Annotated in this window: 14 protein-coding genes and 2 tRNA genes; 1 reads left to right on the forward strand and 15 read right to left on the reverse strand. The window is 60.3% G+C overall.

Annotated features, from left to right (window positions below):
- Positions 1-116: 116 nt before the first annotated feature.
- The 8 genes from GPK42_RS00890 to GPK42_RS00925 all read right to left on the reverse strand — a co-directional run bounded on the left by GPK42_RS00890 (position 117) and on the right by GPK42_RS00925 (position 8,761).
- Positions 117-193: transfer RNA gene (locus tag GPK42_RS00890), tRNA-Glu, on the reverse strand.
- Between the two features lie 22 nt (positions 194-215).
- Positions 216-292: transfer RNA gene (locus GPK42_RS00895), tRNA-Glu, on the reverse strand.
- Between the two features lie 127 nt (positions 293-419).
- Entirely contained in the window at positions 420-1,814 is a 1,395-nt protein-coding gene (locus GPK42_RS00900; protein WP_215692853.1) for a CCA tRNA nucleotidyltransferase, read from the reverse strand.
- 164 nt (positions 1,815-1,978) lie between these two features.
- Complete coding sequence (locus GPK42_RS00905; protein WP_006233968.1) at positions 1,979-2,911, reverse strand: 1-phosphofructokinase family hexose kinase; 933 nt, start codon at positions 2,909-2,911, stop codon at positions 1,979-1,981.
- A 189-nt stretch (positions 2,912-3,100) separates the two neighbouring features.
- Entirely contained in the window at positions 3,101-4,033 is a 933-nt protein-coding gene (locus GPK42_RS00910) for a 1-phosphofructokinase family hexose kinase (RefSeq protein ID WP_006233969.1), read from the reverse strand.
- A gap of 74 nt (positions 4,034-4,107) precedes the next feature.
- On the reverse strand, positions 4,108-5,811 hold the full coding sequence (gene ptsP, locus GPK42_RS00915) for a phosphoenolpyruvate--protein phosphotransferase (protein WP_035138206.1): 1,704 nt from the start codon (positions 5,809-5,811) through the stop codon (positions 4,108-4,110).
- A gap of 133 nt (positions 5,812-5,944) precedes the next feature.
- Entirely contained in the window at positions 5,945-6,208 is a 264-nt protein-coding gene (locus GPK42_RS00920; protein WP_022094575.1) for an HPr family phosphocarrier protein, read from the reverse strand.
- Between the two features lie 549 nt (positions 6,209-6,757).
- Positions 6,758-8,761, reverse strand: coding sequence for a fructose-specific PTS transporter subunit EIIC (locus tag GPK42_RS00925; protein ID WP_215692855.1), 2,004 nt, complete (start codon positions 8,759-8,761; stop codon positions 6,758-6,760).
- 272 nt (positions 8,762-9,033) lie between these two features.
- Here GPK42_RS00925 and GPK42_RS00930 point away from each other — a divergent pair, with 272 nt between their 5' ends.
- Positions 9,034-9,891 (forward strand): MurR/RpiR family transcriptional regulator, encoded by an 858-nt coding sequence (locus GPK42_RS00930; protein ID WP_252200009.1) that lies wholly within the window; start codon positions 9,034-9,036, stop codon positions 9,889-9,891.
- Between the two features lie 59 nt (positions 9,892-9,950).
- Here GPK42_RS00930 and GPK42_RS00935 read toward each other — a convergent pair whose 3' ends face one another.
- The 7 genes from GPK42_RS00935 to efp are packed head-to-tail and all read right to left on the reverse strand — an operon-like array spanning position 9,951 to position 15,045.
- Positions 9,951-11,579, reverse strand: a complete 1,629-nt coding sequence (locus GPK42_RS00935; RefSeq protein ID WP_215692859.1) for a DNA repair protein RecN — start codon at positions 11,577-11,579, stop codon at positions 9,951-9,953.
- Positions 11,569-12,429 carry an NAD(+)/NADH kinase gene (locus tag GPK42_RS00940; RefSeq protein ID WP_035138200.1) on the reverse strand — a complete coding sequence of 287 codons (861 nt, stop codon included), beginning with the start codon at positions 12,427-12,429 and terminating at the stop codon, positions 11,569-11,571. The genes GPK42_RS00935 and GPK42_RS00940 overlap by 11 nt, the downstream gene beginning before the upstream one ends.
- Positions 12,426-13,229: a TlyA family RNA methyltransferase gene (locus GPK42_RS00945; protein WP_252200011.1), complete on the reverse strand. Its 804-nt coding sequence runs from the start codon at positions 13,227-13,229 to the stop codon at positions 12,426-12,428. The genes GPK42_RS00940 and GPK42_RS00945 overlap by 4 nt, the downstream gene beginning before the upstream one ends.
- Before the next feature lie 35 nt (positions 13,230-13,264).
- Complete coding sequence (locus tag GPK42_RS00950; RefSeq protein ID WP_215692864.1) at positions 13,265-13,504, reverse strand: exodeoxyribonuclease VII small subunit; 240 nt, start codon at positions 13,502-13,504, stop codon at positions 13,265-13,267.
- Positions 13,505-13,506: 2 nt separating this feature from the next.
- Entirely contained in the window at positions 13,507-14,091 is a 585-nt protein-coding gene (nusB, locus tag GPK42_RS00955) for a transcription antitermination factor NusB (protein WP_215692873.1), read from the reverse strand.
- 3 nt (positions 14,092-14,094) lie between these two features.
- Positions 14,095-14,457: an Asp23/Gls24 family envelope stress response protein gene (locus GPK42_RS00960; RefSeq protein ID WP_006233982.1), complete on the reverse strand. Its 363-nt coding sequence runs from the start codon at positions 14,455-14,457 to the stop codon at positions 14,095-14,097.
- 24 nt (positions 14,458-14,481) lie between these two features.
- Positions 14,482-15,045 carry an elongation factor P gene (gene efp / locus GPK42_RS00965; RefSeq protein WP_117806186.1) on the reverse strand — a complete coding sequence of 188 codons (564 nt, stop codon included), beginning with the start codon at positions 15,043-15,045 and terminating at the stop codon, positions 14,482-14,484.
- Between the last annotated feature and the right edge of the window lie 16 nt (positions 15,046-15,061).

The following is a 15,061-nucleotide window of genomic DNA, read 5'->3' on the forward strand; positions in this document are numbered from 1 at the left end:
GCCGTTTGTCTCCACCCGCGTAGCGGGTGGTTTAAAGCTGGCCGCTGCGCGGCCAGCAGACTAAAGTCTTGAATAAAAAACCCGGCCTTCCATGGGAAGACCGGGTATCAGATGCGTGGTAGCCCGTACCAGATTCGAACTGGTGATCTCCGCCTTGAGAGGGCGGCGTCCTAAACCGCTAGACGAACGGGCCATAAGCCTTACCAGAAAAGAAATGGTAGCCCGTACCAGATTCGAACTGGTGATCTCCGCCTTGAGAGGGCGGCGTCCTAAACCGCTAGACGAACGGGCCACATGACATCTGCACTGCCGTGCTGCAAGCAAATATATTACGGGACAAAAAACGTCAGCGCAAGAAGAAATTCCAAATTGCCGAAAAATTGTCGGCAGGTTATGGAACACGCAGGTAAACTGGGTAGCTAATCCAAGTTGAGATGGACCAAAAGAGCTTCGCGCTCGTTGGGAATGTTGTCTTCGATCACGGCGTCGAGGGCGGAGTTGAGAAGCTGCCCCAGTTCCGGCCCGGGCTTGACTCCGGCACGGATCAGGTCGCCGCCGTTGATGGCGAGCATCTTGAGCATATAGGGCTCCCCTGCCTTCAGCAGCTCGTGCGCCATCGCGCGCATCTCTTCAATCGTCTCAAAGTAATAGAAGCACGACGGGGCCTTGCCGAGCGTGTCAGCACGCTTAAGGTCCATGAGCTCGTCAACCAGGCGGGCCGTGTCGACGCCCTCACCCGAAAGCGCGCGCATCATATTGAGCAGGCAGGAGCGCTCGGGGCGCAGCGGCTTATCATGGTATTTGATAAGCAGGCACACGTCGCGCACCAGGTCGTGCGAGAGCGCCAGACGATCCATAATGACGCGCGCCTTCTTGGCGCCGAGCTCGGGATGACCGTAGAAGTGTCCGCTGCCGGCGTGATCGACCGTGAAGCACTCGGGCTTGGACACATCGTGCAAAAACGCCGCCCACATAAGACTCGACGAGGGCGCGACGCCGTCACACAGCGCCAGCTCCCCTGCCACCGTCAGCACACGGGCGATATGCTCGTAAACGTTAAACGCATGATAGACACTGCGCTGATCAAACCCGCGACCCGCTGCCAACTCGGGCACGGCGGCGCAGATAAGCTCGGGGTAGCGCAGCATGGCGTCTCCCCCATGACCGGTCGAAAGAATGCCCTCGAGCTCAATACCCACACGCTCGCGCGCCACGGCATCGAGCAGCGGAGCGCACTCGGCAAGCGCACGCTTAGTCTCGGGCTCAATCATAAAGTCCAGACGGCAGGCAAAGCGTACCGCACGCAGCATGCGCAGGGCGTCCTCGTTAAAGCGACGCTTGGGATCGCCGACAGCGCGAATCAGCTTGCGCTCCAAGTCACCCTGGCCGTCGTAGCGGTCGACAAGCCCACGCTCGGGATGCCACGCCATGGCATTGACGGTAAAGTCGCGGCGCGCAAGATCGTCCTCGAGCGAGGCAGCACGCTCGACACTCTGAGGATGGCGCCCATCGGTATAGAAGCCATCCAGACGGTACGTGGTGACCTCGATACGTTCACCATCGGAAATAGCCGTGATTCCGCCAAATTTAATGCCCGACTCCACGACCGCGACACCAGCGGCCTCGAGCGCCGCCTTGGACTCCTGCCACAGGCCGCTACAGCACATATCAACATCGTGGCTGGGGCACCCCATCAGGGCGTCGCGTACCCAACCGCCTACGTACCAAGCCTCAAGACCAGCCGCCTCAAGCGCGCGCAGGACGCGCAGGGACGCATCGGACGGTTGAGTACCGTTGAGCGAAACATTGCACATGCCTATGGCCTCCTGCGACTATCAAATTGGCTATCGATTGCGTCTGCAAGAAGTCTAGCAAGAAACAGCCTCCACTGCACACGCAAGTCCGATAAACAAAAACGCATCCGTCCTAGTCTAAGACGGATGCGAAATAATCAAACTATTCAGACAAGGTGCCGGAACTAGCAGACCTGGCGAACCTCGATGTGCTTCTTATATTCGTCCACCTTGGCAAAATCACCCAGACCGGGGCACTCGACCACGTTGGCGCCAGTGGCCATCGAAAGGCGCAGGGCGTCCTCGACGCGCTCGGGGGCGTCGTGCCACACGGACAGGAAGGCAGCGAGCGAGGAATCGCCGGCGCACACCGTCGACAGCAGCTTGACGTCGAAGGTGCGGTTGGCAAACCAGATATGCTCGCCGTTGGAGAAGTACGCACCGGCGCCACCAAGGGTCAGCAGCACGTTCTTGGCGCCCTTGGCGTGCAGCTCGGCCATAGCGCCCTTGACGGACTCGTCGTCGCCACCGCTCACCTTGATGCCAAAGATGTCAAGCAGCTCGTCGTCATTGGGCTTGATCAGCAGTGGCTCCAGAGCAATGAGGTCTGCCAGCTGATGGCTCGAGATGTCGAGGACGAACTCGGCCCCCTTGGCCTTGACACGGCGCAGGACCTCGGCCAAGAAGCCCTCGGAAGTGTTGGGAGGCAGCGAGCCGCTGATGACCAGGCAGGTCATGTCATCGAGCGAATCGATAAGTTCAAACATCTCCTGCTCGTTGGCCTCATTGATGGCGGCACCGGCATTGACCATGTTGTACTCGGTGTCGGGACCGGCGTTGAGGAACACATTGACGCGCGTAATACCGTCGGTCCACACGGGCTTGACGGGCACGCCCAGGGCCTCGGCTCCCTTAACGATAAACTCACCCGAGAAGCCGGCGAAGAAACCCAGGATCGTGGTGTCGACACCATAGTGGTCAAGCGTAAACGAGACGTTGAGGCCTTTGCCGTTGGGCGTGTAGACGGCATTGCGGGTACGCGTGACGGTATTGGCAGTAAGGCCGTCGCAGGCGATGTTGTAATCAATGGCGGGATTAGCAGTGAGCGTGTAAATCATGAATGTTCCTTTCACGAAGCAACGTGTTAATGAAAGTATATTCCACGCATCGGTAAAAGGCTAGGACAACTCGGTGAACGGTGTGGAAGCGATGAAGTACGGCAGGACACCTCTCCCCCATGGCGGAACAAAAAAGGCGCCCCGGCCGAAACCGGGGCGCCGCATGCGCACGAATATGTCGCGTTTCGATTACTGACGATCGAGCTTGCGGACAGCAACGCGCTTGCTGTACTCGTCGACGTGACCGAAGTCACCAATGCCGACGGACTCGGCAACGTTGGCGCCGGTGGCCATAGCGAGCTTCATGGCCTCCTCGACGTTGTCGCGATCCCTGTACCACTTGTGCAGGAACGCAGCGAGGGTGCAGTCGCCGGCGCAGACGGAAGAGACCAGCTTGATGTTGAACTCACGCTTGGCGTACCAGATGTCCTCGCCGTTGGAGAAGTAAGCGTCGCCGCGGCTACCACGGGTGAGCAGCACGTTCTGAACGCCAGCGTCGTGAGCCATCTTCATGGCGACACGAACCTCGTCGTCGGTGTCGACCGGCACGCCGAAGATGGCCTTCATCTCGTGATGGTTCGGCTTGATGAGCAGCGGCTTCTTGTGAGCGAGCTCCTTGAGCTTGTCGGAGGACAGGTCCAGGACGACGTCAGCGCCACGAGCCTGAGCGTGCTCCATGACCTGAGCCAGGAAGTCGGGCGTAGCTTTGGGAGGCACGGAGCCGGAGACGATCAGGCACTCGAGATCGCCCGCGGTGTCCAGGATGTTGTAGAGCTCCTCCTGGTGCTGCGGCGTGATCGGGGCGCCGGGGTTCAGGATGCCGTACTCGTGCTGGCCATCGTTGACGTAGGTGTTAATGCGCGTGATACCGTCGGTCCAGACCGGGCGGCAGAGGCAACCCAGGTTCATGACCTCCTCGACGATGAACTTGCCCGTGAAGCCAGCGAAGAAGCCGAGCGCGACGGTGTCGACGCCCATCTTCTTAAAGGCGAAGGACACGTCGAGGCCCTTGCCGTTAGCCGTGTAGCTGGCCGAACCGGTGCGGACGTTCTCGTCGGGCTCGAGCGGAGAGCTCGAAACCGTCATGTCGACAGCCGGGTTAGCGGTTAGCGTGTAGAACATTTACAGTACCCCCTGTATATGTGAGGGCCGCGTGGCCGGCCCATTCCAACCGCGCGGTTACCTCTGATACCAAATTAGCGAGCTGCGGACTCGAGCAGTGCCTTGACCTCGGCGGCGGTGTTGCAGGCGAGCGCCTTCTCGGCGAGCTCGTCGCACTCGGCCTTGGTCCACTGGCTGATGGTCTTACGGGCGCGCAGGATCGACGGAGCACTCATCGAGAACTCCTCCAGGCCCCAGCTGATCAGCAGCGGCTCGAGCAGCGGATCGGCAGCGGCCTCGCCGCACATACCGACCATGATGCCGGCCTTCACGCCGCTCTCGATGATGTTCTTGAGCGAGCGGAGCACGGCGGGATAGTAAACCTGGTACAGGTTGGAGATGGTGTCGTTGCCACGGTCGGCGCACATGGTGTAGCCGATCAGGTCGTTGGTGCCGATGGAGAAGAAGTCGGCGACCTCGGCAAGACGGTCTGCGAGCAGCGAAGCGGCGGGCGTCTCGACCATGATGCCGACCTCGATGTTCTCGTTGAACTTGCGCCCCTCTTCGGTCAGCTCGGCCTTGCACTGCTCGACGAGCTCCTTGACAGCCAAGACCTCCTCGACGCAGGTGACGAGCGGGATCATGATCTTGACGTCACCGAAGGCGCTAGCGCGCAGCAGAGCGCGGAGCTGGACCTTGTACTGGTCGGGATTGGCCAGGCAGTAACGCACGGCGCGGAAGCCCATGAAGGGGTTGTCTTCCTTGACCATATGCAGATACGGAATCTCCTTGTCGCCACCCACATCGAGCGTGCGGATGATGACCGGAGCACCCTTGAGCGCGCTGGCGACCTTACGGTAGGCGTTGAACTGCTCCTCCTCGGAAGGAAGCTCAGCAGAGTCCATGAACAGGAACTCGGAGCGGAACAGACCGATAGCCTCGGCGTCGTGATCGAGCGCGTTGGGCACGTCATCGGGGTTACCGATGTTGCAGGCGATGATCTTCTTGATGCCATCAGCAGTCACGGACGGCTTGCCACGGAAGGCCTCGAGGGCTGCCTTCTCGGCAGCGAAGGCCTCGGCCTTGGCGGTGTAGGCAGCGAGCGTCTCCTCGTCGGGATCGGCCTCGACGATACCCTTGCCGCCATCGACGACAACGGTCATGCCGTTGCGCAGTGCGGTGCAGCTGTTGGAGACCGAAAGGACAGCCGGGATCTCGAGGGCGCGCGCAATGATCGCGGAGTGCGACGTGCGGCCACCGGTCTCGGTTACGATACCGGCAACGTGGGCCTTATCGATCGTGGCGGTCATGGACGGCGTGAGGTCGTGCACGACAACGACAGTGTTCTCGGGCAGGACGGAGAGGTCGACGACCTCCTTGCCCAGCAGCTCGGCCAGAATACCGGTGCGGATGTCGGCGATGTCAGCCGCGCGAAGACGGAACATCTCGTCGTCCATGGACAGGAACATGTTCTCGAACATGGTCGAGGTGTCCATGAGCGCCTGCTCGGCGCAGGTACCGCCGTCAATGGCGGCGTTGATGGCGTCGGTCATACCCGGATCCTGAGCCAGAACAATGTGTCCGCTCATGATCTCGGCCTCGGCCTCGCCCACCGTCTCCTTCATGTGGTCGGCCTGAGCCTGGGTCTTCTCGCAGAAGACCGAAAGAGCGGACTGATAGCGCTCCTTCTCTGCTGCCGAATCAGCAACCTCGTGCGGCTCAAACGTCAAGTCAGGATCGACGGCGACCATGACGGTGCCGATACCGATGCCCTCGGAAGCGTTGACTCCCTGATACATTCCCATTCCTCTCTCCGTGTCATGTGATAAAGCGTTTTGCCATATCCATGACAAAAGAGCGCAGCTACCTTACAACAGGTCACTGCGCCCCCAAATATGAACTTAGTTGTTCAACATGCGACCCGTTTGAGTTCTACTCGCCAAGACCGCTCTTGATGAGCTCGATGGCAGCAGCCAGAGCCTCGGCCTCGTCAGCGCCGTCGCACTTGACCTCGACCTCGGTACCGCAGGGGATACCAGCAGCCATGAGGGCCATCGGGGACTTGCCGTTGACCTCCTTCTCGGGGGTAACGACCGTCACGTCACAGGCGTACTTGCCCATGGTGGAGGCGAACAGACCAGCCGGACGCATGTGCAGACCCTGAGGATTAACGAGGGTAGCCTTCTCAGAAACCATAGTTGACTCCTTTTTTGTGTTTAACCCCTGTCATGCATGTGGCAGGAGTCAGATTCACGACGTTGTTTATATTAACTCACATCAAACGGTTTTTCATTGTGTTTCAGACGAATTATTGGACAGATGTGTTTGTCGTCCGCTTGCTCGCCCACAGGGGCCCGTGCGCGGCCTGTGAGATTTCCTGCTCTACAGCCCTGCTCGCACGAAGAGCACATTAAGTGCTCTTCGGCTCGTGCGGAACTCGCGATAAATCTCACAGGCCGCGCACGGGCCCCTGTGGGCGAGCAAGCTGCGGAAACCCAGTCGGACCAGAGTAATGTCGGCTGAAAGGAATTCTGGCTGATAACCTGTTCGCGACAAAGACTCGATAGGCAGCCCCCTCTATGCCCTTTTGTAAGTTGCGGTGAAATAGGGATTGAATTTGGGGCTGAATCGTTTAAACAGTCCCTATTTCACCGCAACTTATGGGAGGGATAGAAAAAAGGCGGAGACCCTGGAGAGGGACTCCGCCTTATATACAGGGGGCGATGGTATTCGCGTGTTGCGGGATTAGACCAGACGGGCGTTGATCGTCTTGGCGATCTCGGCGGCGTCGGTGGAACCCTTGACGGTGGCACGGAAGTCCTCGTCCATGAGCGCCTCGGCGACCTTGGACAGGATCTTGAGGTGCGTGGTGCCGGCCTGGGCACCGGGGATGAGCAGGGCAATAGCCACGTTGACAGGAGCGCCGTCCATGGTGTCCCAACCGGTCACGCCGGACTCGTCTTTGACGACGATCACGGCAGCCTCGGTAATGGCGTCGGACTTGGCATGCGGGATGGCGAAGCCCTCCATCATGCCCGTGGTGCCCTCGGCCTCGCGGGCCAGGAAAGCGTTCATCACGGCGTCGGCGTCGTTTGCGATACCGGCCTTGACGGCTTGGTTGGAAACGAAGCTCAGAGCCTCGTCACGAGAAGCGAAGTCCTCGGCGACAAAGACATTCTCGACCTTCACGAAGTCGGCAGCCTCGGCCTTGGGGGCCTCGACGGCAGCGGCCTTGGGAGCCTCAACCGACTTGGCTGCAGGAGCGGCCTTCTGGTTCTTCTCGAAGTCGTACTTCTTGAAGGCCACGAACAGGATGCCACCGACCACAGCGCCGATGAGGATCGCGAGGACCCAAAGCGGACCGTTCTCGACAACGGGCAGGACCAGGAAGCCACCGTGAGGCGCCGGATCGTGAACGTTGAACATAATGGTCAGGATCGAAGCGATAGAGGAACCGAGCATCATGATGGGCATGACGGGCCAGATGTTCTTGGTCATGAACGGAATGGCGCCCTCGGTGATGTGGGTGCAACCAAGGATGAGGTTGACGACACCGGCGTCATGGTCCTCCTGGCTGAAGTACTTCTTGCCGACAACGACGGCGAAGGTGGTGATCAGCGGCGGAACGATGCAGGCGGCGGAGACGGCAGCCATGAAGTTGGTGCCGAAGTTGTAGGTATCGGTGCCAACACCGGCGGCCAGTGCCTCGGTGAGCATAGCGGTACCGGTAACGTAAGCAGCCTTGTTGACCGGGCCGCCCATGTCAAAGGCGCACATGCAGCCGATAGCAAGACCCAGGACAACGGCGCCAGAGGCGGACAGGCCCTTGAGGAAGTCCATCATGGCGGTGTTGATGGCAGCCATGGGACCGGAAATGCCAAGCATGACCAGACCGACGATGGCGGTCGAGAACAGCGGGTACAGGAAGATAGCCTTGAGGCCGTCCAGGTTCTTGGGCAGACCGGCAAAGACCTTCTCGAGCAGCAGGATGACATAACCGGCGAGGAAGCCACCGACGATGCCGCCCAGGAAGCCGAAGCCCACGCCGGCGCCACCGGCGTCGATCATGCCGGTCTCGGCGTTAACAGGCAGGCCCTGGATGGCGATCATACCGGCAACAAAGCCGGGGACGAGCGCCGGGCGCTTGCCGATGGACTCGGCGATGTAGGCGGAAAGCACCGGAACCATGAGGTTCATGGCGATGCCGCCGATGATCTTGAGCATCGCAGCAAAGCTGTTGTAGTCAGACGCCGTCGAATCGAAGGACGTAATGCCCCACAGGAACGAAACGGCGGTCAGAACACCACCAGCAACGACGAAGACCAGCATGTGGCTGACGCCGTTCATAAGGTGCTTGTAGATGATGTGGCCGATGGACTCCTTCTCCTCGACCTCGTCCTCGACATCGGCAGCGGCTGCAACCGTGCTGTCGCCCTTGGCGGCGAGTGCGCGGTCAATCAGCTTACCGGCGGCCTCAACGGACAGGGCCTTGGAAACACCAACGGAAACCATGGGCTTGCCGGCGAAACGCTCAGCCTGAACATCCTTGTCGGCTGCAACGACGACGGCCTTGGCACCAGCGATCTCACTCTTGGTGAGCTCGTTCTCGACACCGACCTGGCCATGAGTCTCGACCTTAATGGTCAGACCGCGCTCGGCAGCTGCCTTCTCCAGCGCCTCCTTCGCCATGAAGGTGTGCGCAATGCCGGTGGGGCAACCGGTTGCGGCGATGATGTCAAACTTAGCCATGTGTCCCTCCTTCTTGAGTACAGCGCCCGCGGGCGCTCCCCTACACGCGCTTCGATGCGCGTTTTTCCACAACTGAAAGATACCAACCTACCGTCCGCGTGAGAAGAGACAAGGTGCAATTCTCCGGTGAAAGGTTCTTTCATAACCGTAAACGGTAAGTGAAAGTTTACCATCAACACTTGAAACGGCAAGGTGTATCTTGTAATTGAAAATGCCCGTATACTATGGCATTGCGAATCAAATTAGATTTTCATGCCAACCAGGAGCCATCCATGACCGATAGTAGCAAGAGCGCACTTTCCCTCATTAGCACCCATCAGGGATACAGCGAATCCGAGCAGCGCATTGTCGACTATATATTGGAGCACCAGTCCGAGGCTCCACGCCTCACGGCGGCTCAGCTCTCACGCGCCGCCACCACGTCCGAAGCGACCGTTTCGCGCTTCTGCCGCAAGCTGGGCTTTGGTAGCTTCCGCAGCTTTCAGTTTTCGTTGGCGAGGGATTTGGAAAGCCAGCGCAACGAAGGCCTGACCGACGAGGTCTCGCTCGACAATATGGAGCAGAGCCTCAAGAACATCCTGGCTGCCAAGGTGAGCGAGCTTAATGCGACCATCGACGGGATCGACCACGATACGCTGGCGGCTGTTGTGCATGCCCTTAAGCATGCAGGGGTTATTGAGTTTGCGGCTGTGGGCAATACGAACGCGGTCGCGCTCGATGCGACGTTTAAGTTTTCGCAGCTGGGCCTGAGCTGCATGGCGAGCACCATTAGCGAGACATCAATCGGCTTTGCGCTCACGTTGCGCCCGGGTGACGTTATCGTGCTAATCTCAAACTCTGGCAAATCGCGCCGACTGAATCGCATGGCAAAAGCGGCTCGCGACTGCGGCGCAACCGTAGTCGTCATCAGCAGCGACAGCAAATCCCCACTCGCGCGCCTGGCAGACTACACTTTTAATACCGTCAACCACGAAGCGCTACTGACGACGGGCGACTTTGCGTTCTCCAAGATCAGCGCCACGATGATCATCGAAGTCATCTACAACTTCCTGCTGCCCGAGATTGAAGACGCTCGCGAACATATCAGCTACTACGAGGAGCTCATCCAGCCGGATAAAGTCGTTGAGTAAAACGCGTAGTGGGACAAAAATTTCAGTCGATTTTGTCCCACCAACACCGCTGATACGACCTAACCTCGAGCTTCTTCGAGCATCTGCTTTGCGTGGGCCAAGCTTGCCTCGGACTGATCGCCGCTCAGCATGCGGGCGATCTCGGCGATACGCGCTTCGCCGGTTACCTCGTCCAAATGCGTCTGGGGAACATCGCCCGGTTCCTTGCTGACAACATAATGCTTGTCAGCCATGACGGCGACCTGCGCCAAGTGGGTTACGACAATCACCTGATGCGTAGCGGCGAGATCTGCCAGCACGCCCGCGAGTGCACGCGCCGTGGAGCCACCGACACCGGCATCGACCTCGTCAAACACCAGCGTATCGACACCGTCCGCGTTACCGAGGACAACCTTGCTTGCCAACATGACGCGGCTGAGCTCACCGCCCGACGCAATGCGGCGCAGGGGACGTGGCGTCAAGCCGGCACCGCTGCGGTATAGCAGCTCGTAACTCGAAGGACCAACGGGCGTCCACTCAGCACGGGGAAGATCGCGCGACTCCCAGACGAGCTCGGCGCTGCCCATCTCCAGGCGAGCCATCTGGCGGCCCACCTCGTGGCAGAAGCGCGGAGCCGCCGTATTGCGGGCGCGCTTAAGTGCCTTGGCAGCGGCAAACAACTCGCGCTCGGCGCTCCCGAGTGCCTCGCGCGCCTTTTTGATCTGCTCATCGCCATCATCGACCAGGAACAGCAGCTCTTGCGAGCGATCGCGCATGGCAAAAACATCGTCCATGGTGGGGCCCCACTGACGCAACAGGCCCTTGAGGTCGGAATACCGCTCACGCATGCGAGCGAGCTCGCGCGGGTCGAAGGCGATGCCATCGCGATAGGCACGAAGCTCGTTCGCGCAATCCTCAAGGGAGATACAGGCATCCGAAAGTGCATCGGCAATGTCGCCGAGTTTGCGATCGACGGTAGCCATTCGGGAAAGCTCTGCCACGGCGCTGTTCACGGCATCGAGCGCTCCCCCTTCAGAGGCAAGCGATGCATGGGCATCGTTAGCCGTGGCAACCAGTACCTCGGCATGTTCGGAGCGCGGCAGCAGCTCCTCGAGTTCCTCATACTCACCCGGCTTGGGGTCGACCTCGCCGATGCGCTCGAGGGCAAAGCGCGCCTCCTCGACGCGGCTCCCCTGTGCACGCGAGGCCTCTTCGACACGTCGAACCTCCTTGGCGGCAGCGCGCGATGCTTTAAAGCAGACGCGGTACGCATCCAGCGCCTCGAGTGCCGGGCGCCCTGCCCATGCATCGACCATCGCAACGTGATGCGCCGGATCGAGCAAGCGCTGGTGCTCGTGCTGGCCGCACAGATCCATCATCACGCCAACGCGCTCCGAAAGCTCGCGCACGCTGGCGATGCGGCCGTCAATCTTCACGCGGCTGCGGCCCTCGGCAGAAAGGCTACGCTGGACCGTGAAACCCTCCGTGTCGTGTGGACCGTCGAACAGCCGCGCCTCAACGCTAGCAAGCGCCTCGCCCTCGCGCACCGTCGAAGAATCCGCGCGCTCGCCCAAAATAAGCTTGAGGGCCGAGAGCAGCGCGGTCTTGCCGGCGCCGGTTTCTCCGGTCAGAACCGTTAGGCCCGCGCTCGGAACCAACGTCGCCTCGCGAATGAGTGCAATGTTAGAAACCTGCAGCTCATCGATCATGACGTACTCCATAAAACACTCGGCTCACCGAGTTATAGAAGCTCTCGGGGCCATAATCCAGCAGCAGCACATCGCCGGGACCGCGACGCACAGCCACGCTCTCGACCGTACCATCACAAGTAATAAACTGTCCGTCGATAGCGATCGCCGGAACACTCGGACGGTCATCAGACATAAAGATCTCGACGACATCACTCGGCGAAGTCAAGAAGGCACGGGCCTGAATGGTGTGCGGCGCAATGGGTACGCAGACCATGCCCGTATAGTCGGGGCTCACGATGGGGCCACCGGCACTGAGCGCGTAACCCGTAGAACCAGTCGCCGTGGACACGACCACGCCGTCGCCACGCAGACGGTCGATATGATGGCCGGACACCGTGATGTCGAACTCGACCATATCGGACAGCGGACCGCGGGTAAGCGCCATGTCGTTGAGGGCGAAGGTGCGAACGACATCCTTCGTACCGTCTTCGCGCACGGACACGATATCCGCGGCGATGGTAGCGCGACGGCTCACATGCAGCTCGCCGGACAGGGCGTCGCTCACGACCTGCAGAATGTCGCGCTCCTCGGGACTCGCAGCAGTTAAAAAGCCCAGGTGACCATAGGAAAGACCGAGGATAGGAATCTCGCGATGGTTGAGGATGCGGGCAGCGCGCAGCAACGTACCGTCGCCGCCGAGCGTAATGACCAGATCGGAGCCGTCAATATCAGGCGTGCTTTGAATCTTCGATCGCTGATCGGCCGCCCATGCGACCTCGTAGCCCTGGCGCGTCAGCCAAAGTTCGAGCATCAGGCCGCTCTCGACCGCCTCTTGCTTGTAGTAATTGGGAACCAGAAAGACCTTCATAGCGTTGCAGCTTTCTCGCTCATAACCGATACCTGGGATTGCAGCTCGCCTTGCGAACGGTCGCCGGGGACTAACCTCTTGCCGTACAGGAAAAACTCAACGTTGCCCTTGGCACCATGAATGGGTGACACGCACACATCGACCGGGAACAGGCCCTTGGCAGCAAAGAGTTCAACCGCCGCCACGAGTGTATCGCGGCGCACGGTGTGATCGGTCACAATGCCGCCCTCGCCCACCAGCGCCGCCGGAGCCTCAAACTGCGGCTTTACGAGCGTGCAGAATGAACCCGTAGGAGCCAGGCACGCCAGTACCGCATCGATAATGTTCGCGATGCTGGTAAACGAGACATCACACACAGCCAGGTCGATGGCGCCGGAATAGCCAAGCTCAGGCAGCTGCGTCACGTTTGTGCGCTCATGCAGCGTCACGCGATCGTCCTGACGCAACGACCAATCGAACTGGGCGCGACCCACGTCCACAGAGACAACGGTCGCAGCTCCGCGCTTGAGCAGGCAATCGGTAAAACCGCCGGTAGAGCAGCCCACATCCAAACAGGCAAGGCCCGTCGGATTGATGCCAAACGCATCAAGCGCGCCTTCGAGCTTAAGACCGCCGCGGCCAACATAGGGAATGCGCCCCTTCACGTGCAGCGGCAGCCCCGGGATCACCTTAAGGCCCGGCGAAGTCAAGCGCTCGCCGCCACTCGAGACCAAGCCGGCCATAAGAGTGCGAAGGGCATCCGCGCGATCGGCGCAGATGCCCTGTGAAATCAGTTCGTCATCAAGACGCACACGTTTCATGAATGCCATCAACCATTCGTATCCGGAGATGCGGCCTAGCTATCCTGGGAATCGTTTGCCGCATCCTCATCGTATTCCTGCTCGAGCTTGTCGGCTTCTCGCGGCGTAAGCTCAAACTTGTCGACCATATCGACCGCGCGGGAGCCCAGCTCAATCGCCTCGTCAAACAGATCGAGTGAACGCTCCAAGGAGGTATCCTTGGAGCGAACGGTAGCGATGATCTGGTCCAGACGGTCCGAAATCTCGTCAAAGTTGCGGACAGAACCCTCTGGCATGGCTACTCCTCGACGGAGTCGACGACAGCCTCGGCAGCGTCCGCATCCTCGGCAAGTACACCGGCGGCAGCCTGAGCGGCGGCGACCTTTGCGGCAGCCTCTGCAGCCTGCGCCTCCTCGCGAGCGCGGTCCTCGGCCAGGAGCTCTTGGTACAGGTCCTCGCCCGGCAGCTCCTCGCTGCGAGCGATCTTGCCCAGCACGCCATTGACAAACGACGCGGACTGATCGGTGCCATAGGCCTTGGCAAGCTCGACGGCCTCGTTGATCACGATGGCGTCCGAGACCTCCTCGTCGGTGAGGAAGCGCATCTCGTAGACGGCGATACGCAGCAGGTTGCGGTCGGCGCCGGGCATGCGCATAAGATCCCAGTTCTTGGCGACGGCGCGCAGGGCACAGTCGATGCGATCGATATGCTCGTAGGCACCACGGCAAAGCTCCAGCGCATAGGGGTCGAGGGGGCCCTTCGAGATCAGGAAATCGCCCTCGAGGACGCGCTCGAGCGGGCTGTCCGTGGCCTCGGCCTGAAACAGCAGCTGCAGCGCCTGACTGCGGGCAAGCGTACGCCCGCGATAAACCTTAAGGCTCAAAGGTTACTCCTTGGGGAAAACGAGGCCATCGATGCAAACGTCAACGCGCTCGACCTCGACGCCCACCTGAGCATCGATGGCGGCGACCACGGCGGCGCGAACGGCCTCGGCGAGTTTCTTGAACGGATAGCCAAAGAACACCACGACACGCACGGTGAGTGCGAGCTTGTCGCCGACGACCTCGGCCTCGACCGCCGGCTCGGAAGCCGGGGCCTTGGACGAGAGCATCATGGAGACAAGGTTGGTGGCAAGGTCCTTGACGCCAACGGAGGCGATGCCCTCGACATCCGACACGGCGCGCGAGACGATGGCGGTCAGAACATCGGGAGAAATGCCGATGCCGTCAATCTTGATTTCCTGGGGCATGAGTCCTCCTAGAAGAGTTGGTTGCTAGACGCGGGAGACGAACTTGCCGTCGCGGGTGTCAACCTTGATGACCTCGCCCTCGTTGAGGTACATGGGGACCTGGATGACAGCGCCGGTGTCAATCGTGGCCGGCTTGGTGGAACCCTGGACGGTGTCGCCCTTAAAGCCCGGGTCGGTCTGGACGATGGTGGTCTCGATGAACATCGGCGGCGTCACGCCCATGAGCTCATCGTCGGCGAAGAGCAGCTGGCAGATGTCGTTCTCGCGCAGCCACTTGGAGTTCTCGCCCACCATGTCCTCGGGAACGGGAACCTGCTCATAGGTCTCATTGTCCATGAAGATGTAGTCGGCGCCATCGTTGTAGAGGTACTGGAACTCACGGGTGGTGAGCATAACGCTCTCGAACTTGGTGCCAGCGTTGCAGGTGTTCTCGACGACGCGGCCGCTCTTGATGTCGCGGGTCTTGTAGCGCACAAACGCGCCGCCCTTGCCCGGCTTGACATGCTGGAACTCGACGATGGTGTAGACCTTGTCCTTGATGCGGAGACCGAGGCCGTTCTTGAAGTCGGCGGTAGAAATGGTAGGCATATCGACCTTTCTTGTT

The sequence above is a fragment of the Collinsella aerofaciens genome (assembly GCF_018785265.1).
GTDB classification, from domain to species: Bacteria; Actinomycetota; Coriobacteriia; order Coriobacteriales; family Coriobacteriaceae; genus Collinsella; species Collinsella aerofaciens_AI.

Excerpts from the sequence above, each read along its gene's own strand:
- GPK42_RS00960 (WP_006233982.1), bottom strand. The coding sequence starts at position 14,457 with ATGCCCCAGGAAATCAAGATTGACGGCATCGGCATTTCTCCCGATGTT.
- GPK42_RS00935 (WP_215692859.1), bottom strand. The coding sequence starts at position 11,579 with ATGATCGATGAGCTGCAGGTTTCTAACATTGCACTCATTCGCGAGGCG.
- GPK42_RS00925 (WP_215692855.1), bottom strand. The coding sequence starts at position 8,761 with ATGGCTAAGTTTGACATCATCGCCGCAACCGGTTGCCCCACCGGCATT.
- GPK42_RS00900 (WP_215692853.1), bottom strand. The coding sequence starts at position 1,814 with ATGTGCAATGTTTCGCTCAACGGTACTCAACCGTCCGATGCGTCCCTG.
- GPK42_RS00910 (WP_006233969.1), bottom strand. The coding sequence starts at position 4,033 with ATGTTCTACACGCTAACCGCTAACCCGGCTGTCGACATGACGGTTTCG.
- efp (WP_117806186.1), bottom strand. The coding sequence starts at position 15,045 with ATGCCTACCATTTCTACCGCCGACTTCAAGAACGGCCTCGGTCTCCGC.
- GPK42_RS00920 (WP_022094575.1), bottom strand. The coding sequence starts at position 6,208 with ATGGTTTCTGAGAAGGCTACCCTCGTTAATCCTCAGGGTCTGCACATG.
- GPK42_RS00940 (WP_035138200.1), bottom strand. The coding sequence starts at position 12,429 with ATGAAGGTCTTTCTGGTTCCCAATTACTACAAGCAAGAGGCGGTCGAG.
- GPK42_RS00905 (WP_006233968.1), bottom strand. The coding sequence starts at position 2,911 with ATGATTTACACGCTCACTGCTAATCCCGCCATTGATTACAACATCGCC.
- ptsP (WP_035138206.1), bottom strand. The coding sequence starts at position 5,811 with ATGTATCAGGGAGTCAACGCTTCCGAGGGCATCGGTATCGGCACCGTC.
- GPK42_RS00945 (WP_252200011.1), bottom strand. The coding sequence starts at position 13,229 with ATGAAACGTGTGCGTCTTGATGACGAACTGATTTCACAGGGCATCTGC.
- GPK42_RS00950 (WP_215692864.1), bottom strand. The coding sequence starts at position 13,504 with ATGCCAGAGGGTTCTGTCCGCAACTTTGACGAGATTTCGGACCGTCTG.
- GPK42_RS00930 (WP_252200009.1), top strand. The coding sequence starts at position 9,034 with ATGACCGATAGTAGCAAGAGCGCACTTTCCCTCATTAGCACCCATCAG.